The 20,134-nt window shown below is 51.8% G+C and carries 19 protein-coding genes; 7 read left to right on the top strand and 12 right to left on the bottom strand.

All coding sequences use genetic code 11. From position 1 onward, the window contains the following. Positions 1–27: 27 nt before the first annotated feature. The 4 genes from EHN13_RS04140 to EHN13_RS04125 all read right to left on the bottom strand — a co-directional run bounded on the left by EHN13_RS04140 (position 28) and on the right by EHN13_RS04125 (position 5,605). Positions 28–1,476 carry an NAD-dependent succinate-semialdehyde dehydrogenase gene (locus EHN13_RS04140; RefSeq protein ID WP_124020941.1) on the bottom strand — a complete coding sequence of 483 codons (1,449 nt, stop codon included), beginning with the start codon at positions 1,474–1,476 and terminating at the stop codon, positions 28–30. 18 nt (positions 1,477–1,494) lie between these two features. Further along, positions 1,495–2,619, bottom strand: coding sequence for a carnitine monooxygenase, oxygenase subunit YeaW (gene yeaW / locus EHN13_RS04135; protein ID WP_061068052.1), 1,125 nt, complete (start codon positions 2,617–2,619; stop codon positions 1,495–1,497). A 44-nt stretch (positions 2,620–2,663) separates the two neighbouring features. Continuing rightward, on the bottom strand, positions 2,664–4,265 hold the full coding sequence (locus EHN13_RS04130; RefSeq protein WP_048211417.1) for a BCCT family transporter: 1,602 nt from the start codon (positions 4,263–4,265) through the stop codon (positions 2,664–2,666). A gap of 257 nt (positions 4,266–4,522) precedes the next feature. After that, complete coding sequence (locus EHN13_RS04125) at positions 4,523–5,605, bottom strand: tartrate dehydrogenase (RefSeq protein ID WP_048211418.1); 1,083 nt, start codon at positions 5,603–5,605, stop codon at positions 4,523–4,525. Between the two features lie 103 nt (positions 5,606–5,708). Here EHN13_RS04125 and EHN13_RS04120 point away from each other — a divergent pair, with 103 nt between their 5' ends. Continuing rightward, positions 5,709–6,626 (top strand): LysR family transcriptional regulator, encoded by a 918-nt coding sequence (locus EHN13_RS04120; protein WP_124020940.1) that lies wholly within the window; start codon positions 5,709–5,711, stop codon positions 6,624–6,626. Between the two features lie 85 nt (positions 6,627–6,711). On the opposite strand, the gene minE is transcribed toward EHN13_RS04120, so the two are convergent. The 3 genes from minE to minC are packed head-to-tail and all read right to left on the bottom strand — an operon-like array spanning position 6,712 to position 8,525. Beyond that, the gene (gene minE / locus EHN13_RS04115) at positions 6,712–6,978 is read right to left on the bottom strand and encodes a cell division topological specificity factor MinE (protein WP_001185666.1); all 267 of its coding nucleotides are present in this window, start codon (positions 6,976–6,978) and stop codon (positions 6,712–6,714) included. Positions 6,979–6,981: 3 nt separating this feature from the next. After that, the gene (gene minD, locus EHN13_RS04110; protein ID WP_003020956.1) at positions 6,982–7,794 is read right to left on the bottom strand and encodes a septum site-determining protein MinD; all 813 of its coding nucleotides are present in this window, start codon (positions 7,792–7,794) and stop codon (positions 6,982–6,984) included. A gap of 23 nt (positions 7,795–7,817) precedes the next feature. Further along, positions 7,818–8,525 (bottom strand): septum site-determining protein MinC, encoded by a 708-nt coding sequence (gene minC / locus EHN13_RS04105; protein WP_048211420.1) that lies wholly within the window; start codon positions 8,523–8,525, stop codon positions 7,818–7,820. Positions 8,526–8,651: 126 nt separating this feature from the next. On the opposite strand from minC, the gene EHN13_RS04100 reads away from it, so the two are divergent. From EHN13_RS04100 to EHN13_RS04090, 3 genes are all read left to right on the top strand, one after another. After that, positions 8,652–8,945 carry a YcgL domain-containing protein gene (locus EHN13_RS04100; protein ID WP_048211421.1) on the top strand — a complete coding sequence of 98 codons (294 nt, stop codon included), beginning with the start codon at positions 8,652–8,654 and terminating at the stop codon, positions 8,943–8,945. Positions 8,946–9,014: 69 nt separating this feature from the next. Beyond that, positions 9,015–9,674: a fumarylacetoacetate hydrolase family protein gene (locus tag EHN13_RS04095; RefSeq protein WP_048211422.1), complete on the top strand. Its 660-nt coding sequence runs from the start codon at positions 9,015–9,017 to the stop codon at positions 9,672–9,674. 93 nt (positions 9,675–9,767) lie between these two features. Then, positions 9,768–10,214 (top strand): YcgN family cysteine cluster protein, encoded by a 447-nt coding sequence (locus tag EHN13_RS04090; protein WP_167469981.1) that lies wholly within the window; start codon positions 9,768–9,770, stop codon positions 10,212–10,214. A gap of 29 nt (positions 10,215–10,243) precedes the next feature. Here EHN13_RS04090 and EHN13_RS04085 read toward each other — a convergent pair whose 3' ends face one another. The 3 genes from EHN13_RS04085 to nhaB all read right to left on the bottom strand — a co-directional run bounded on the left by EHN13_RS04085 (position 10,244) and on the right by nhaB (position 12,911). Further along, positions 10,244–10,585 carry a TehB family protein gene (locus EHN13_RS04085; protein WP_016153372.1) on the bottom strand — a complete coding sequence of 114 codons (342 nt, stop codon included), beginning with the start codon at positions 10,583–10,585 and terminating at the stop codon, positions 10,244–10,246. Positions 10,586–10,694: 109 nt separating this feature from the next. Then, complete coding sequence (gene dsbB, locus EHN13_RS04080) at positions 10,695–11,225, bottom strand: disulfide bond formation protein DsbB (RefSeq protein ID WP_005122248.1); 531 nt, start codon at positions 11,223–11,225, stop codon at positions 10,695–10,697. A gap of 141 nt (positions 11,226–11,366) precedes the next feature. Next, positions 11,367–12,911 carry a Na(+)/H(+) antiporter NhaB gene (gene nhaB / locus EHN13_RS04075; RefSeq protein ID WP_048211424.1) on the bottom strand — a complete coding sequence of 515 codons (1,545 nt, stop codon included), beginning with the start codon at positions 12,909–12,911 and terminating at the stop codon, positions 11,367–11,369. Between the two features lie 237 nt (positions 12,912–13,148). Here nhaB and fadR point away from each other — a divergent pair, with 237 nt between their 5' ends. Continuing rightward, entirely contained in the window at positions 13,149–13,868 is a 720-nt protein-coding gene (gene fadR, locus EHN13_RS04070; RefSeq protein WP_005122254.1) for a fatty acid metabolism transcriptional regulator FadR, read from the top strand. A gap of 102 nt (positions 13,869–13,970) precedes the next feature. On the opposite strand, the gene EHN13_RS04065 is transcribed toward fadR, so the two are convergent. Beyond that, complete coding sequence (locus EHN13_RS04065; protein ID WP_124020939.1) at positions 13,971–15,503, bottom strand: SpoVR family protein; 1,533 nt, start codon at positions 15,501–15,503, stop codon at positions 13,971–13,973. A gap of 322 nt (positions 15,504–15,825) precedes the next feature. Here EHN13_RS04065 and EHN13_RS04060 point away from each other — a divergent pair, with 322 nt between their 5' ends. Both EHN13_RS04060 and dadX read left to right on the top strand, forming a co-directional pair. Then, positions 15,826–17,124, top strand: a complete 1,299-nt coding sequence (locus tag EHN13_RS04060) for a D-amino acid dehydrogenase (RefSeq protein ID WP_124020938.1) — start codon at positions 15,826–15,828, stop codon at positions 17,122–17,124. Positions 17,125–17,136: 12 nt separating this feature from the next. Beyond that, complete coding sequence (gene dadX / locus EHN13_RS04055; RefSeq protein WP_061068048.1) at positions 17,137–18,207, top strand: catabolic alanine racemase DadX; 1,071 nt, start codon at positions 17,137–17,139, stop codon at positions 18,205–18,207. Positions 18,208–18,312: 105 nt separating this feature from the next. Here the strand turns inward: dadX and EHN13_RS04050 are convergent, their stop codons facing one another. Continuing rightward, positions 18,313–20,046 (bottom strand): potassium/proton antiporter, encoded by a 1,734-nt coding sequence (locus EHN13_RS04050; protein ID WP_040232328.1) that lies wholly within the window; start codon positions 20,044–20,046, stop codon positions 18,313–18,315. Positions 20,047–20,134: the final 88 nt, after the last annotated feature.

Here is a 20,134-nt window from a genome sequence, read left to right as displayed (position 1 = left end):
GGTTACCCGGCGCGCCGGAATCTGTCGTTACAGCCCCTGGCAGAGATATTTCATCTCCAGGTAATCTTCGATACCGTGTTCAGAACCTTCTCGCCCCAGCCCTGATTGCTTCACACCACCGAAAGGGGCGACTTCATTCGAGATCAGTCCGGTATTAATACCGACCATGCCATACTCCAGTTGCTCTGAAACACGCCAGATGCGTGCGGCATCATTGCTGTAGAAGTAGGATGCCAGTCCATAAATGGTGTCATTTGCCTGGCGGATCGCATCCTGTTCATCTTCAAACTTCACCAGCGCGGCGACCGGTCCGAATATCTCTTCCTGGAGCAACTGCGTGCCCGGCTGCACGTTGCCGATGACGGTGGGCGTAAAATAGTTTCCTCCCAGAGCATGGCGTTGACCCCCGGTTAATAGCGTGGCGCCCCGCGTCAGCGCGTCATCAAGAAGCGACTGCACTTTGTCGACGGCGGCGCTATTGATCAGCGGACCGGTTTGTACGCCGGGTTGCTCACCGTTGCCGACTTTCATAGCGGCGACCCGGGCCACGAATTTCTCGCAAAACGCGTCATAAACAGCCTGATGAATGTAAAAACGGTTCACGCAAACACAGGTCTGTCCGGCATTGCGGAATTTAGCCACCAGCGCGCCTTCAACGGCTTTGTCGAGATCCGCGTCCTCAAATACGATAAACGGCGCGTTGCCGCCCAGCTCCAGTGAAACCTTTTTGATAGAATCGGAACACTGGCGCATCAGTACGCGCCCTACCTCGGTAGAGCCGGTAAACGACAGTTTGCGTACGCGATCGTCTGCGGTGAACAATGCACCAATTTCGCGGGACTTTCCGGTCACGACATTGATAACACCCGCCGGAATACCGGCCTGACGTGCAAGTTCTGCCAGCGCCAGAGCGGTAAACGGTGTTTCGTTGGCCGGTTTTACTACCATCGTACAACCTGCAGCCAGCGCGGGACCGGCTTTGCGGGTGATCATTGCCGCAGGGAAGTTCCATGGTGTTATTGCCGCGCAGACACCGATACCCTGACGGATAACCATCAACCGTTTATCCGTCGCAGGCGAGGGGATAATCTCGCCATTAGTACGTTTAGCCTGCTCGGCAAACCACTCAATAAACGACGCGGCATAGACAATCTCTCCTTCCGCCTCAGCCAGCGGTTTGCCCTGCTCGGCGGTCATGATTTGCGCCAGCGCCGTTTTGTTGTCGAGAATTAAATGATGCCAGGCTTTAAGCAACGTGGAACGTTGGGCTGCGGTCATTGCCCGCCAGGCAGGAAGCGCCTGAGAGGCGGCATCAATGGCGCGTTGCGCCTCTGACATTCCCATGTTGGGAATTTGTCCCAGAACGGCCCCTGTTGCCGGGTTGCTGACCGACAACGTGTTACTGTCATCGGCATCACACCACAGTCCGGCGATAAACGCCTGCTGGCGAAAAAGTGAAGTCTGAAAAACGGTCATGACTAACTCCTTCACTGATTAATCCTGAAACACCTGAGCGACCAGGTTATGGAAATGGGCAATGCCATGTTCGGAGATTCCGCTACCGCTGGTATCCGCCATAATGCGTCCCTGTCCACGATAGCCACGTGATTTCAGACCTTTTTGTACGCTCTCAACCAGGCGTAAATCCTCAGGGCGGAAGACATTGCGATACCATTCGATCAGCGCTTTTTGCTCTTCGGTCAGCTCTTCATTAGTGAAATAGATGTCGTAGTTTTGCAGTGTGGTTTCTGCATCCACCGGGAATTCATAAATAACGGTCATCATGCCTTTGATTGGCGTGACGTTAAGCATGGTGCACGGCCACAACCAGAAGCCGTGGAACGCAGCATCAACACCTTCTTCGAACTTAAACGATTGTTCAGAGGGTTTGGCAAAACCGTATTGCAGCGTCCAGTTGCCGTGCATGGTATGCCAGTAACGGTCAACCTGTACTGAGTCGGAAAAACCAGGGTGGGCCGGACCGCAGTGGTAGCACTCCAGATAGTTATCAACGATATTTTTCCAGTTGGCCGGCGTGCGGGTAGTGAAACGCGCGGCGAGTTTCAGATCGTGCACGTCAGGGCAGGCCTCGACGACTTTGGCTGCCAGTCCCGGAAGCTGATCTTCAACGCTACCGGCGTTCGGGTCCATATTGATGAATACAAAACCGGCATATTCTTCGAGTCGCACTGGTGTCAGATGAGCCTTCTCACTGTCAAAGTTGGCGACGTTTTCACAGTTACGGGCATGAGCCAGATTGCCATCAAGTTTGAATGCCCACGCGTGGTAGGGGCAGGTAATCACGTTCTTGGCTTTCCCTTCGCCGCTCAGCAGTTGATGACCACGATGCGGGCAGACGTTGTAGAATGCGCGCAGTACATTATCGCGGCCACGCACCAGCACGATGTTCTCACCAATCACTTCACGCGTGACATAGTCATTTGGCTTTGCCAGTTCGCTGCTGTGGGCAACACAAATCCAGCTTTTGGCAAACACGTTCTCTTGTTCGTGTTCAAAAGCCTGCTGGTCGGTATAGAACCGTGCCGGGATAGTCCAGGCGTCCTGCGGATTGGCACAAAAATTTTGCGGCAGAATAAACTCAGGGCTCAGATTGCTCATTGGATTACCTTTAATTTGTGAGTAAGAAGATTTTTGACTGGCGCTTAATTGCCGCCTTTGAGTAGTGTCCCAGCCGGTGGCGTGACAGGCGCGTCGCCCGGTGCTTCGGGAAGATGACTTTCAATTTGGTGAGCAGGAACATGGGCATAATCCTGCCGTACCCAGCGAAGAAAACCGCCGACCTTTACCAACAGGATGGCGAGGAAGGGAAGGGCGGTCAGTACCACCGTGGTCTTCATTGTTTCCAGAGACGCACCGGTGAATAAAATTGATAATGGAATTAATGTGATGACCACACACCAGAACAAACGTAAGCCACGTTCAGGATCATCCCCTTCCTGTAGATTACGTGTGCTGGTGGCTGCCATGGTGTAGGCCACAGCATCCATATGCGAGGCAAGGAAAATAATCATGATGGCCAGATACGCGACCAGGAACAGCTTCCCGGCAGGCAGTGACATCAGTACCTGCTGCACAGCCGTTTCTCCGCCCTGCGTTGCCATGATCTGCGGGATATCAATCACGCCATTGACAAACTGATGGATAGAGTAGCTCTCCATCACCCCGAAGAAGAACCAGCAGCCAACGGTGCTACCGAGGATTAATGCCCAGATAACCTCTTTAATTTTGCGACCGCGGGATACGCGCGTGACAAACATAGCGACGCCCGGGGTGTAGGAGATCCACCACAGCCAGTAGAACACCGTCCAGTTGCGGGTAAACTCACCGTTACCGAGTGGATCGGTAAACAGACTCATCTGCAAAAAGTTTTGTGTCGTCAGGCCAATAGCGTTGATGATGTTATTGGTGATGAATTCGGTTGGGCCGACAATCAGTACCACCAACGGCAGTAAAAATGCCCCCCAGCCGACCATTTTGCTCAGACGTTGCAGACCATTGTTGATGCCAATCCAGGAGCTCAGGCAGAAAATGCCGCCAGAGAACAGGATCACAAAGGCTTGCACCGTGAAGTTATCCGGTAAACCGGTGAGTGCTGATAAACCACGAGTGAAGGTTGCAGCGGTAACGACCAGGGAGATGGTTAACGCGCCGACGGTGGCGATCAGGAACATCAAATCGACCAGTCTTCCCCATACGCCCTGTGGATGAACGCCGGTGATAGCAGCAATTATCCCGGACAGGCTCAAGCCTTTATTTTTACGCACATGGAAATGGTAGGCCATGGTTAACGAGGCCAGCGTGTAGGTCGCCCATGCGCTGATCCCCCAATGGAAAAAGGAGTAAGGCAGACTGAATTCCAGGGCCTTTTGTGAGTGTGGGGCGATGTTCAGCCCCGGCGTTTGGTAGTAATAAGCCCATTCAGCAACCCCCCAGTAGAGCGTGGAGGAGCCTAATCCAGCGCAAATAAACATAAACAGCCAGGAAAGGGTACTGTATTCCGCTTTACCTTCACCGAGGCGAATATTGCCGTATTTGCTGGTGGCCAGCCAGACAACCAGCCCCATGGCCATGAGGACCAGGATCTGCACGGCGGAACCCAGCATTCGGGTCACGCCGTTAAAAATGGTATTTGCAACTTGTGCAGACTGCTGAGGGAAGAAACTGAGTGTGGCGGCGATAAAAAGAATAGCCACCAGGCTGATGGCTATCAGTGGCACATCTTTTTTCTTTACGTTGCTCAACATGGATGATCTCCTGGGCATAGTCGCCCGCGTTTGGCATTAGCCTGTCGTTGTTATCATGCTGTAGGGTAAGATTTTGTCGCTTCGTATTTAACAATTTTATTATTTGTTCTTTACATGAATTAAACAATTGCCTGATGCGTGAAGCAATAAAACACGGAACGGAAATAATAAAAGGTGAATTCACGCAGGTTATTTGACGTACAGAACACATAAAAAAACCGCGTCAGTGACGCGGCTCATATTTCGTGGTTTGACCTCTAACGCAGTGCCCGGCAGATAGCGTCAGCTACCTGTTGAGTGGTGGCATTGCCTTTCATATCCGGCGTTTTCGGTCCGCTGGCAATAACCTGTTCAATCGCAGCCAGAATGCCATCGTGGGCCGCCTGATAATTCGCATCGCCGTTGCCAAGGAAATCCAGCATCATCGCACCAGCCCAGATGGTGGCAATTGGGTTAGCAATATTCTTGCCGTAGATATCCGGGGCCGAACCGTGGACCGGTTCGAACAACGATGGGAAGGTTCGTTCCGGATTTAAGTTTGCCGAAGGTGCAATGCCAATCGTGCCAGTGCAGGCAGGTCCCAAATCGGACAGGATGTCGCCAAACAGGTTAGAGGCGACCACCACGTCAAAACGCTCTGGCTGCATCACAAAGCGGGCGCACAGAATGTCGATATGCTGTTTATCCCAACGGATCTCGGGATAGTGAGCCGCCATAGCTTCAACGCGCTCATCCCAGTAAGGCATGCTGATAGCCAGGCCATTGGATTTGGTCGCCGAGGTCAGGGTTTTACGTGGGCGGTTTTGCGCCAGCTCGAAAGCGTAACGCAATATACGATCCACGCCGCGACGGGTGAAGACCGACTCCTGAATGACCACTTCATGTTCGGTACCCTCGCTTACGCGCCCACCCAGTGATGAATACTCGCCTTCGGTGTTTTCACGTACAACGTAGAAATCAATGTCGCCAGGTTTCTTACCCGCCAGTGGGCAAGGAACACCAGGAAACAGGCGTACCGGACGCAGGTTGACGTATTGATCGAACTCCCGACGAAACTTGAGCAACGAGCCCCATAGTGAGATGTGATCCGGTACAGTGTCCGGCCAGCCGACCGCACCAAAGTAGATAGCATCGAAGGATTTCAACTGTTCATGCCAGTCATCGGGCATCATCTTGCCGTGATGCATATAGTACTCGCAGCTGGCCCATTCCATTTGCTCAAAGCTGAGCGACAACCCCCAGCGCTCAGCGGCCGCTTGTAACACATGAATGCCTTCAGGCAGGACTTCTTTACCAATGCCATCTCCGGGGATAGCGGCAATACGACAGGTTTTCTTCATAGCAGCTCTCACTTGTACGCCATCAAAATTGACTTTCCCCTTATCCTATAATTGACTGATTAATAGTTAATCCCTCCAACTGGTGAAACATAAAACACAGATCATGAATAATCTGCCGCTGTTAAATGATTTACGCGTCTTTATGCTGGTTGCCCGCCGTGCGGGTTTTGCCGCCGTTGCCGAGGAGTTAGGCGTTTCACCGGCTTTTATCAGTAAGCGAGTTGCCCTGCTGGAGCAGACGCTGAATGTAGTGCTGCTGCACCGGACTACACGACGCGTAACCATCACGGAAGAGGGGGAGCGGATCTACGAATGGGCTCAGCGGATCCTGCAGGATGTGGATCAGATGATGGATGAGCTGTCTGATGTCCGGCAGATCCCGCAGGGGATGTTACGTATTATCAGCAGCTTTGGTTTTGGTCGCCGTGTAGTGGCTCCAGCGTTGTCAGCGCTGGCAAAAGAGTATCCGCAGCTGGAGTTGCGGTTTGACGTTGAGGATCGGTTAGTCGATCTGGTTAATGAAGGTGTCGATCTTGATATCCGCATCGGGGATGATATTGCACCCAATTTGATCGCACGTAAGCTGGCGACCAATTATCGAATATTGTGTGCATCACCTGAGTTTGTGGCGCAGCACGGTACACCGAAGCAATTGAACGATCTGTCCACGTTGCCCTGCCTGGTGATTAAAGAGCGCGATCATCCATTTGGCATCTGGCAAATGCGTAATAAAGAGGGCGTGCACTCGATCAAGGTGACGGGGCCGCTCTCCTCCAATCATGGCGAAGTTGTTCACCAATGGTGTGTCGATGGTCAGGGGATTGCGCTACGTTCATGGTGGGATGTCTGCGATAACATCGCCAGTGGGCATCTGGTTCATATATTGCCTGACTATTATCAACCAGCAAATATTTGGGCTGTTTATGTGTCACGTCTGGCGACATCGGCAAAAATCCGTATTACCGTGGAGTATTTACGTCGCTATTTTGCTGAGAACTACCCGAAGTTCTGTTTGGAATAAATAGGGCGCAGCCTGGACTACGATCAAAAATAAAAAAGGCAGAATAATCTGCCTTTTTTCAACCGTGACTCATTAACAAAAGATGCTATTTAGACTCTTCAGCTTCAGGCAAAGTCACGTTAAGTTCGAGGATAGAAATATCGCCGTCTTTTTGTTCAAGCTGTACGGTGACCATTTCAGGATCAATTTGTACATACTTGCAGATAACCTCGAGAATATCTTTCCTCAGTTGCGGTAAATAATGTGGCTCTGCGTCACTACGACGACGTTCCGCAACAATAATCTGCAGTCGCTCTTTAGCGATGTTCGCTGTGCTCTTTTTCCGCGAGAGAAAAAAATCCAGTAATGCCATAACTTATCCTCCGAACAGGCGTTTGAGGAAACCTTTCTTCTCTTCTTCAATGAAGCGGAAAGGACGTTCTTCTCCCAACAGACGGTCTACGGTATCAGCATAGGCTTTACCGGCATCAGCATTGATGTCGAGAATAACCGGCTCACCCTGGTTAGACGCGCGCAGGACTGACTGATCTTCAGGAATCACACCAACCAGCTTGATTCGCAGAATTTCCAGTACGTCTTCCATGCTGAGCATGTCACCTTTATTTACGCGGCCAGGGTTATAGCGCGTAAGCAGCAGATGCTCTTTAATCGGATCTTCGCCATTTTCAGCGCGACGAGATTTCGACGCCAGAATACCCAGAATACGGTCAGAGTCACGTACAGAAGACACTTCCGGGTTGGTGGTAATAATGGCTTCGTCGGCAAAATACAGGGCCATCAGCGCGCCGGTCTCAATACCTGCCGGGGAGTCGCAGACGATGAAGTCAAATTCCATCGTTTTCAGGTCGTCCAGAACTTTCGCGACGCCTTCACGCGTCAGCGCGTCTTTATCACGAGTCTGTGAGGCCGGAAGAATAAAGAGATTTTCGGTACGTTTATCTTTGATCAACGCCTGATTTAACGACGCATCGCCCTGAATAACGTTGACGAAGTCATAAACGACGCGGCGTTCACAACCCATAATCAAATCAAGGTTACGCAGGCCGATATCAAAATCAATAACGACAGTTTTCTTTCCCTTCTGGGCCAAACCTGTAGCGATGGCCGCGCTGGAGGTGGTTTTGCCAACGCCCCCTTTACCCGAAGTAACAACAATAATGCGTGCCATAGAAATTCCTTGTTAAAAAGGGATCAATTCAACGGTTGAACTGTCAAAGCGTTCTCTGCCAATTGCAGACGTGCCGCTTTGCCATAAAATTCTGCTGGGATTTTATCACTCAGCCAATAAACACCTGCGATAGACACCAGTTCTGCCGTCAGGTGGGTACAGAAAATTTGCGCTTCCCGATCGCCGCTTGCGCCCGCCAGCGCACGGCCTCTCATCATGCCATAAACGTGAATATTGCCATCAGCGATAAGCTCTGCGCCCGCACTGACGTGACTTGTAACAATCAGATCACATTGTGGAGCATAAATACGCTGACCGGAACGAACCGGTACATTTATTAATCGTGTTTTTGTGATGGGAGTAACGTTTTGTGGCGGTACGGCAGGTGCCGGAGTTTCAACAGGTGCGGAACGAATGGCTTTTTCTTTACCTTCTGTCAGTAAAGGAAGACCCATTTCGTCGATTTCAGCTTTGAGTCTGGCATCTTTACATCCGCTAACGCCGATAATGCGCAATCCGGTAGACGCGACAACTTTCTGCAGCGCTGACCAGTTTACCGGACTTTCAAGACCACTCACGTTAACTACGACGGGAGCATGTTTTAAAAAAGCAGGTGCCTGCGCGATTTTGTCTTCCAACGCCTGACGAATAACCTCGGGTTCTGCTTCATGTAAGTGAACCACTGATAAGGTGAAGCTACTGCCTTTAAGCTCGATTGGCGTGTTTGACATCCTGGCCTTACTCAATTTGCTATTTATCATCCCCGGTGCGGGGTGATATTCCGAAGACTATAAGGCATGTTATAGTCAGTATTATATTGAGGCAAGCCACCATTCCGTGAATTCAGAGTAAAAGATATGTTTTGTGTGATCTACCGAAGCAGCAAACGTGACCAGACCTATTTATATGTCGAAAAAAAAGACGATTTCTCGCGTGTTCCTGAAGAACTGATGAAAGGGTTTGGCCAGCCAAAGCTGGCAATGATTTTACCGCTTGATGGTCGTAAAAAACTGGTTAATGCCGATCTTGAAAAAGTAAAACAGGCACTAACCGAGCAGGGCTATTATTTACAAATACCACCGCCGCCTGAAGATTTACTCAAACAGCATTTATCTGCGGTAAAAGAAAATACATCAGACGCTAAACGTTAAACTGCATCCGGCAGCAGCATGTCCCATCGATGCAGTACCTGAAATCTATGACTACGTTAGGGGAAAGTAATGTATCAACATCACAACTGGCATGGTGCTCTGCTGGATTATCCGGTGAGCAAAGTGGTTTGCGTCGGTAGCAATTATGCAAACCACATTAAAGAGATGGGGGGAGCAACGCCGGAAGAGCCAGTGTTGTTTATTAAGCCTGAAACTGCGCTGTGTGATTTGCGCCAACCGCTGGTCATTCCGGCGGATATGGGTTCCGTCCATCACGAAGTTGAACTGGCCGTGCTGATCGGTGCAACCCTGCGCCAGGCGACAGAAGAGCATGTGCGCAAAGCCATCGCTGGCTATGGTGTGGCGCTGGACCTGACCCTGCGTGATATTCAGGGCAAAATGAAAAAAGCGGGCCAGCCGTGGGAAAAAGCGAAGGGTTTTGACAACTCTTGCCCGCTGTCGGGGTTTATTCCGGTAGCGGAATTTAACGGTGATCCGCAGGATACTCAGCTCGGATTAACGGTGAATGGCGAAGTCCGCCAGCAGGGCACTACGGCGGATATGATCCATCATATTGTCCCATTGATTGCTTACATGAGCCGATTCTTCACGCTTAAAGCCGGTGATGTGGTATTGACTGGGACGCCAGCTGGCGTTGGGCCGTTACACAGCGGTGATGAGCTGGCTATCAGTTTCCATGGTCAGACGCTAACCACCCGGGTGCTGTAACCTGTGCTTGCCGCCTATTTCGGGCGGCAAAACTTGCATCAACGTGCCAGACTGGTTATAAGGTGCAGCTTTAGTGAAATAGCGGATACCCTGATGAGCGACATACCTTTCTGGCAAAGTAAAACCCTTGATGAAATGACCGATGCCGAGTGGGAGTCATTATGTGATGGGTGCGGCCAATGCTGCCTGCATAAGCTGATGGATGAAGACACCGACGAAATCTACTTTACCAACGTCGCGTGTAAGCAACTCAATATCAAAACCTGTCAGTGCCGTAATTACGAACGTCGATTCGAGTACGAGCCTGACTGCATCAAGCTGACGCGCGATAATCTGCCGACTTTTGAATGGTTGCCGATGACCTGCGCCTATCGTCTGCTCGCGGAAGGTAAAGGGCTGCCGGAGTGGCATCCGCTGCTGACGGGGTCAAAGGCGGCAATGCACAGTGAGCGTATTTCAGTACGCCATATCGCGGTGAAAGAATCAGAAGTGCGTGACTGGCAGGACCATATATTGAACAAACCTTCATGGGCGGACTAAGCCGCCCATCGATTAACAGGCGTTAAGGATTAAGACTTTTTCGCCTGATACATCTCATCACTATGGTTGTCATCTTCAACCCAGAAATTAATGTTGAACTGCGCATCGTCGCTTAATTCAACACGATGCCAGTACTGCGGTGGGCTGGTCGCGAACTGTCCGGCATTAATGACCACTTTTACTTCAGGTTCTTTTGCGTCTTCATTGGCAAAGCCGTAATACGTTACAGTGCCTTCCATCACGCAGAGTTGTCCAAAAACGCCGGCTGCTGTGTTGTGGTGAGAAAGCAGGGCGGCCGGGACATTGTCTTTCGTAAAGAAGGGAGTAGAGCGTTTAACTTTCCAGTTTGCCGGGATGCGTAAATGGGACATAAGACATCTCCTTTGTATGGCATCTATAAGATGTATTTAATATACATCTTATAGATGCCAGCAAGCAATGACATTATGGCAAAAAAAACGCTCCCGAAGGAGCGTTCTGTTAGCGACCGAAGAGGTCACGTTTTTTCGGTTTAAAGGGCTGAGCAATCAGCACCAACACTGCAACGACCAGATACGCGGCAAAAATCCCCAACAGCCACTGCGGCATCTCCAGGGTTAAAAATGACCACTGACGCTCAGCGCAGTCACCGGATGCCATAAATACCTGCGGCAGCCATTTATCCAGCGGTAACCAACTCGGGAAGCGCGCGGCAAAATCACAGGTCATGAACGGTGACGGGTGAAGCTGAATCATCGTGTGTTCATACGCTAACTGAAGCCCGCGCCAGGCGCTGTAAATCCAGATAAGCATTGCCACATAACGCAGTGGCGTTTTTGGGGCAATTGCGCCCACCAGACCAGCACCCATCACGCCAAATAATGCGCTACGTTCGTAAATACACAACACGCAGGGTTTTAGCAGCATGACATGCTGGAACCACAAGGCAACAAGTTCCAACGCCAGGGCGGTTAGCGCCAGCAATAACCACGCTCCACGCCCACGGGAGCACTGGTTTAAAAATCGCAACATAATAATTTCCCTGCAACATGCGTAGAGACCGCAGTTTAAACCAATTCAATTTATGCGCCACTAGCGGCAATTGAAATATTGTGTAATCGGATAATTATCATGCAAAAAGTCAAACCGGGCAGTGATTTACCCGGTTTATTGTTATGAAAGTGTAGCTAACCAGCCTGTTTGCGTCATCCACTCGGTCACTGGAACCAGCGTGAACTCTACGCAAAGCAGACCGACGAGCGTCAGGACGAGAGTATACGGCAGAGCCATCCACACCATGCGACCATAAGAAAGGCGAATCAACGGTGCCAGCGCGGAGGTCAGCAGGAACAGGAATGCTGCCTGGCCGTTTGGCGTGGCCACGGAAGGCAGGTTGGTCCCGGTATTGATCGCCACCGCTAACAGTTCATATTGATTCAGGCTAATCGTCCCGTGCTCCAGCGCCGCTTTCGCTTCGTTGATGTAAATTGTGCCAACAAAGACGTTGTCTGAAATTGACGACAGCAGGCCGTTGAAAAGATAGAACAGGGTCAGCTGTGCATGCTCAGAAGACTGCAAAACAAAATGAATAATCGGCGAGAAGAGCTGTTGATCGATAATCACCGCAACGATAGAGAAGAACACGGTCAGCAGTGCGGTGAACGGCAGCGACTCGGTGAAGGCTTTACCAATAGCGTGTTCGTCAGTAACGCCAGTTAACGAAGTCGCCAGAATAATCACCGACAGGCCAATTAATCCAACTTCTGCCAGATGCAGCGCGAGGGCGACGACCAGCCATACGCCGATGACTGCCTGAATAATCAGCTTGATTTTATCCTGGCGGGTACGTTGTTGCCGGCTTTCATCGTCAAACTGTTGCAGAACGCCACGGACAGCTTCCGGCAATGTTTCACCGTAGCCAAACCAACGTAACTTTTCAACCAGCAGGCAGGTGAGCAGACCGCAAATCAACACCGGGACGGTGACCGGCGACATGCGCAGGAAAAAATCACCAAAATGCCAGCCAGCTGCTTTGGCGATAATCAGGTTCTGCGGTTCGCCAACCATGGTCATCACACCGCCTAAGGCTGTGCCGACTCCCGCGTGCATCATCAGGCTGCGCAGAAAACCGCGGAACTGCTCCAGTACGACTTTATTGTGCTGGTCGATATGGCTGTCATCCAGCAAATTGTTATCTCCCGGGCGGGAAGAGGCGACGCGATGGTAGATACCGTAAAAACCGACCGCCACGCTGATCACGACCGCGACCACAGTCAATGCGTCGAGGAACGCCGAAAGGAAGGCAGCGGCAACACAAAAGGCCAGCGACAGCAGCATCTTGGAGCGAATACTGAGCAGCAGTCGGGTAAAAATAAACAGCAGCAGTTGCTTCATAAAGTAGATGCCCGCCACCATAAACATCAGCAGCAAGAGCACTTCAAGGTTGGCGGCAACTTCTTCACGAACATGAGTGGCGCTGGTCATGCCGATGACGACAGCTTCGATGGCTAACAGCCCGCCCGGCAACAGTGGATAACACTTAAGCGCCATTGCCAGCGTAAAAATGAATTCGGCCACCAGCAACCAACCCGCGATAAAGGGATTGATGAAAAAAATAAGCGGGTTAATGATTAAGAAGACGAGCAGTGCAAGTTTATACCAGTCCGGCGACTGGCCTAAAAAGTTGCGCCACATAGCGCGGCCCCATGATAGCTCCATGGCAGTTTCCCTTACCTGTAAAAATGAAATCATGTTTTTATGTTTGACCGCAAAGCTTAGCGGCACGAGTGAACGCAGGCAAGCTCTTCACGTGGCTTATCGTACCGACTGCGTATCAGCGTTATCTGGAAAATGAAGCCTTGATCCACTTTTTCTTCGTTGCGTCAGCTATCAGCTAAGAAACCCGTCTGGTATGATGTGTGTAACTATGTTTTGCTGTGTAATGGAATTATCACTATGGTCATTAAGGCGCAAAGCCCTGCTGGGTTCGCGGAAGAGTACATCATTGAGAGTATCTGGAATAACCGCTTCCCACCTGGCACTATTTTGCCCGCTGAACGTGAACTCTCCGAACTCATTGGAGTAACACGTACCACGTTACGCGAAGTTTTGCAGCGTCTGGCGCGGGACGGCTGGTTGACCATTCAACACGGCAAACCGACGAAAGTGAATAACTTTTGGGAAACCTCCGGACTGAATATCCTGGAAACGCTGGCGCGTCTCGATCACGAAAGTGTTCCGCAGTTGATTGATAATCTGCTGTCTGTGCGTACTAACATCTCGACGATCTTTATTCGCACCGCATTCCGCCAACATCCTGATAAAGCCCAGGACGTTTTGGCCACGGCGAATCAGGTTGCTGACCATGCTGACGCGTTTGCCGATCTGGACTACAACATTTTCCGTGGTCTGGCATTTGCATCGGGCAATCCGATTTACGGTTTGATCCTCAACGGTATGAAAGGACTTTATACGCGTATTGGCCGTCATTACTTTGCCAACCCGGAAGCGCGCGGCCTGGCGTTGAACTTCTACCGTAAGCTGTCAGAGCTGTGTGAGCAGGGCGCTCATGATTTGGTCTATGAAACTGTGCGCCGCTATGGTCACGACAGTGGTGAGATTTGGCACCGTATGCAGAAGAATTTACCGGGCGATTTAGCTATTCAGGGACGCTAATCGCGCAATGCCGGATGGTGACGCCAAAGCGTCTTATCCGGCCTACAATGCGTCTACGTCGTAGGCCGGATAAGGTATTTACACCGCCTCCGGCAATAAGCGTTACAGGCCGTTCATCCTTGGCGGGCAACGCTCCAGCAGCTCAATGCTGCCATCTTCATTCTGCTGCTCCAGCATCACATCAAAACCCCATAGCCTGTGCACATGCTTAAGCACCTCTTTGCGTCCTTTATCCAACGGCGCGCGGTTATGTGGGATATAACGCAAGGTCAGCGAACGGTCGCCGCGCAGATCGACATTCCAGATTTGAATATTCGGCTCCAGATTGCTCAGGTTATATTGCGATGACAGCCTGTTACGGATCTCGCGATACCCCTCTTCATTGTGAATCGCTGAAATTTCCAGGTAATTATGGCGGTCATCATCCAGCACCGTGAACAGGCGGAAATCGCGCATCACTTTTGGTGACAGGAACTGGCTGATAAAGCTCTCATCTTTAAAATCACGCATCGCGAAATGCAGCGTTTCCAGCCAGTCGGAACCCGCAATATTTGGGAACCAGTATTTGTCCTCCTCGGTGGGCGACTGACAAATACGTTTGATATCCTGGAACATAGCAAAGCCAAGCGCATACGGGTTTATCCCGCTATACCATGGACTGTTATACGGTGGCTGGAATACCACGTTGGTATGGCTATGCAGAAACTCCAGCATAAAGCGCTCGGTGACTTTGCCTTCATCATAAAGGTGATTGAGGATGGTGTAGTGCCAGAAGGTTGCCCATCCCTCGTTCATCACCTGAGTTTGTTTCTGCGGATAAAAATACTGGCTCACCTTACGCACAATACGCAGGACCTCTCGCTGCCAGGATTCAAGCAGTGGGGCATTTTTCTCCATAAAATACAGCAGGTTTTCCTGCGGCTCAGAAGGATAACGACGCGCGGTAGAGATCGTCTTCTCTTCCTCTTTCTTCGGCAGCGTGCGCCACAACATATTCACCTGACTTTGCAGATACTCTTCACGACTTTTCTGCCGGGCCTTCTCTTCCTGTAGGGAGATTTTTTGCGGGCGTTTGTAACGGTCAACGCCGTAGTTCATCAACGCATGGCAGGAGTCGAGAAGCTTTTCGACTTCATCCACGCCGTAACGCTCTTCACACTGGGTAATGTAGTTTCGCGCGAAGATCAGGTAATCGACGATGGAACTGGCGTCCGTCCAACTGCGGAACAGGTAGTTATTCTTGAAGAAAGAGTTATGTCCATAGCAGGCATGCGCCATGACCAGTGCCTGCATGGTGATGGTGTTCTCTTCCATCAGGTACGCGATACACGGGTTGGAGTTAATAACAATCTCATAGGCCAGCCCTTGCTGACCATGCTTGTACAAGCGTTCGGTTTCAATAAACTTTTTACCAAACGACCAGTGCGGATAGTTGATCGGCATCCCAACGCTGGAATAGGCGTCCATCATTTGCTCGGAGGTGATCACCTCGATTTGGTGCGGGTAGGTATCCAGCCTGTAGAGTTTCGCCACGCGGTCTATCTCTGCCAGATAGACATCCAGCAGATCAAACGTCCAGTCGGGTCCATCGCTTAACCGTGTGCTGTCCTTGTTCATGGAATCAATCGTAGCCATTCGCGCACCCTCATTGTTGGCGGCACTCTCTGTCTGGAGTACCTCAGTTCAAGCATAGATCATGGTGTTAAAAAACGTGCTGCAGGAGAAATTTTTTCTTTGCGATTTCACGTCAGCGAAGCGTCGAAAAACGGCCAGGTGACAAAATTTTATGCTGGATAAAAATAACGCACAGCAGGAGATGCCAAAGCTGAGACTTCCCTGCAATCACTGCTATGTGTGAGATACATCACCATAAAAAAGCCATATGTTGAATAATATTTTCAACTGAGTTATCAAGATGTAATTAGAAGATTGTTCTTTTACTGTTAACGGAGTGGCTATGCGAGTTGTCATACTGGGAAGTGGCGTTGTTGGCGTGACCAGCGCCTGGTATTTAAGTCAGGCTGGACACGATGTCACCGTCATCGATCGTGAGCCGGGGCCGGCACTGGAAACCAGTGCGGCGAACGCCGGGCAAATCTCCCCTGGTTATGCCGCGCCGTGGGCGGCCCCAGGCGTACCGCTAAAAGCGATTAAATGGATGTTTCAGCGCCACGCGCCGTTGGCAGTTCGCCTCGACGGGACGCAGTTCCAGTTGAAATGGATGTGGCAAATGCTGCGCAACTGCGATACCAGCCACTACATGGAAAACAAGGGGCGGATGGTGCGCCTGGCGGAATACAGCCGTGATTGCCTGAAAGCGTTACGTGCCTCTACCGGTATCGAGTACGAAGGACGTCAGGGCGGAACCCTGCAACTGTTCCGTACCGCTCAACAGTATGAGAACGCCACCCGCGACATCGCCGTGCTCGAAGATGCGGGCGTACCCTATCAACTGCTGGAAGCAAGTCGCCTGGCGGAAGTCGAACCTGCGCTGGGAGAGGTCGCGCACAAACTGACAGGCGGGTTACGGTTACCGAATGACGAAACCGGTGACTGTCAGCTGTTTACCCAGCGTCTGGCGCAAATGGCCGAGCAGGCGGGAGTAAAATTCCGTTTTAACACTCCGGTCGATAAGCTGCTGAGCGATGGCGAGCAGATTTATGGCGTTCAGTGCGGAGAAGAGATAGTCAAAGCCGATGCCTATGTTATGGCCTTTGGCTCGTACTCCACGGCGATGCTCAAAGGGATCGTTGATATTCCGGTGTATCCGCTCAAGGGCTACTCATTAACCATTCCGGTGGCAGAAGATGATGGTGCGCCGGTTTCCACTATTCTTGATGAAACCTACAAAATCGCCATTACCCGTTTTGATGAGCGTATTCGTGTTGGCGGTATGGCAGAGATTGTTGGTTTTAATACTGAGCTACTACAACCACGCCGTGAAACGCTGGAGATGGTGGTGCGCGATCTCTTTCCGCGCGGTGGGCATGTGGAACAGGCCACCTTCTGGACCGGGCTGCGTCCGATGACGCCAGACGGAACGCCAGTGGTGGGGCGTACCCGCTTTAAGAATCTGCTGCTCAATACGGGTCATGGCACATTGGGCTGGACGATGGCGTGTGGATCCGGTCAGTTGCTGAGCGATATCCTCTCTGGTCGCACGCCTGCCATACCTTATGACGATCTGAGCGTGGCGCGTTACAGTCCGGGATTTACTCCGTCTCGCCCGCGGCATTTACATGGCGTACATAACTAATAAGGACGCGAGATGACCCGCCCGATACTGGCCAGCATTGACCTGCAGGCGTTGAAACAAAACCTGACCATTACGCGTCAGGCTGCGCCGGACTCCCGCGTCTGGTCGGTCGTAAAAGCTAATGCCTACGGACACGGTATAGAACGTGTCTGGAATGCACTGGGAACGACCGATGGTTTCGCGATGCTCAATCTCGAGGAGGCGATCACCCTGCGGGAGCGGGGATGGAAAGGACCGATTTTAATGCTGGAGGGTTTTTTCCATGCCGAAGACCTGACGGTGTATGACACATATCGTCTGACCACTTGTGTCCACAGTAACTGGCAGCTCAAAGCGTTGCAAAATGCCCGCCTGAACGCGCCGCTGGATATTTACCTCAAGGTGAATAGCGGCATGAACCGGCTGGGTTTCTTACCAGAGCGCGTTGCCACCGTCTGGCAACAGTTACGGGCAATGCCTAACGTAGGTGAGATGACGCTGATGTCGCATTTTGCGGATGCTGAACATCCGGATGGCATTAAGGACGCGATGGCGCGTATTGCGCAGGCAACGGAAGGGCTGGAGTGTCGACGTTCGCTGTCGAATTCGGCTGCGACGCTGTGGCACCCACAAGCGCATTATGACTGGGTTCGCCCGGGTATTATTTTGTATGGCGCATCACCGTCGGGGCAATGGCGGGACATCGCCAATACCGGCCTGAAACCAGTAATGACCCTGAGCAGCGAGATAATCGGCATACAGACGCTGAAAGCCGGAGATCGGGTGGGCTACGGTGGACGCTACACCGCCAGCGGCGAGCAGCGCATTGGCATTGTGGCGACAGGCTATGCCGATGGTTATCCGCGCCATGCGCCAAGCGGCACGCCTGTGCTGGTGGATGGCGTACGTACCGGGACGGTCGGCACGGTATCCATGGATATGCTGGCGGTAGACCTGACGCCGTGCCCGCAGGCGGGGATCGGGACGCCAGTGGAGCTGTGGGGTAAAGAGATTAAAATCGACGATGTGGCGACAGCGGCGGGCACGGTGGGTTATGAATTAATGTGTTCTTTGGCGCTGCGCGTACCGGTTGTGACGGTGTAACTTTTATGGAATTGCCTGATGGCGCGGCGCTTATCAGGCCTACGGAGTCAGTGCTTTTCACAGGCCGGGTAAGGCGTAGCCTCCACCCGGCAAAAAACATCCGCGTTACTCATCCTCATCTTCAGCCACACGGACACCCACTTTCAGCACGGCATTATCTTCTTTCTCGGCTACCGTCCAGATCATACCGGCAAATTCCACCTGGTCACCGACGACCGGCGCAGCACCCAATAGTTGCTGGACAATTTCACCCAGCGTTTGCTGCTTATCGCGATACCCGGTGCCATCTTCCAGGCCATAAATCAGTGCCACATCGGCATATTTCGCGCTGGCTTCAAGAATAAAATCACCAAAGAAACGCTGGTCTAACGACACTGGCGGCGACTGGCTGAACAGCTTACCTAAGGCGGGCAGGTCGCGTTCGCGGCCAATAACACACAATACGTCGCCTTCGCGCAGACGCGTGCTGCCGGAGGGGTGAAACAGCACGTTGTCACGAAACAGGGCGGCAATTCGCGTTTCTTCCGGCATATGCAGGTCGCGCAGCGCAGCCCCGACACACCACTTATCCGCACTGAGCTGATAAACAAACTGCTCCCAGGGATTATCCGGATGAATATCCAGACCTATACGAGAAACCGGCCAGCCAACGGGCGGGACCACCACTTTGGCTTTTTTGGCGGCCCACGACAGCGACGTTCCCTGGAACAGCAGCGAGATCAGTACCACAAAGAACGCGACGTTAAAGAACAGGCGCGCGTTTTCCAGGCCCGCCATCATTGGGAAGACGGCGAGGATGATCGGCACCGCGCCGCGCAAACCCACCCAACTAATGAAAATGCGCTCACGCAGATTGAAACCACGAAATGGCAGCAATCCGGCGAACACTGACAACGGACGCGCGAAGAAAATCATCCAGGCGGACAAAATCAGCGCCGGAATCGCGATAGGCAGCAGGTCGGATGGCGTAACCAGCAGTCCAAGCACCAGGAACATGGCGATTTGCGCCAGCCAGGCCAGACCGTCGAAGTTTTGCAGAATACCAAACCGGTTGCGGATCGGGCGATTACCCAGCAGGAAACCACACAGATAAACCGCCAGAATACCACTACCTTCCAGCGCGGTAGTCAGGGCAAAAATCAGGATCCCACCGCTCAGGGCCAGCAGTGGATAAAGCCCGGCAGGCAGTGAAATACGGTTAATCATCTGCTGGAGCAGATATCCACCGCCGAGACCGATAGCGATACCTAAGCCAAACTGCTGGATAATATGTACCGCAAACATCCAGCTTAAACCGGTCTCGTGGTTCTGGATCATTTCGATAAGCGTAATGGTCAGAAATACGGCCATTGGGTCATTGCTACCTGACTCAATTTCCAGCGTCGAGCCCACACGTTCGTTGAGTCCTTTACCGCCGAGCAGGGAGAAGACCGCTGCAGCATCAGTTGAGCCGACAATCGCACCAATCAGCAGCCCTTCAATGAGATCCAGATGAAACAGCCATGCCGCCATCATGCCGGTGAGGCCAGAGGTAATCAGCACACCCACGGTCGCCAGCGATAACGCCGGGCCCAGCGCTACACGAAATGAGCTGGCCTGGGTGCGCATCCCACCGTCGAGCAGAATAACCGCCAGCGCCAGGTTACTCACCATGTAGGCAAAAGGGTAGTTATCAAAAGGAATACCGCCCACGCCGTCCACGCCCGCTAACATGCCAATAGCGAGGAAAATCACCAGAATCGGGATACCAAGACGTGATGAGAATGAACTAAGCAAGATACTGCAGGTGACGAGAACGGAACCCAAAATAAAAAGGCTAATGATTGCTGCGGCATCCAACGTTCGGTTACTCCTGAATTACGCTGTTTCGTATTAATAAACCCTAACATAATAACGACAGAAACAGCGTTTTACTTAGCCCTGAGGC

It is taken from the genome of Citrobacter youngae, from assembly GCF_003818115.1.
Taxonomy (GTDB): domain Bacteria; phylum Pseudomonadota; class Gammaproteobacteria; order Enterobacterales; family Enterobacteriaceae; genus Citrobacter; species Citrobacter youngae.
This window is presented reverse-complemented; position numbering and strand designations above follow the sequence as displayed.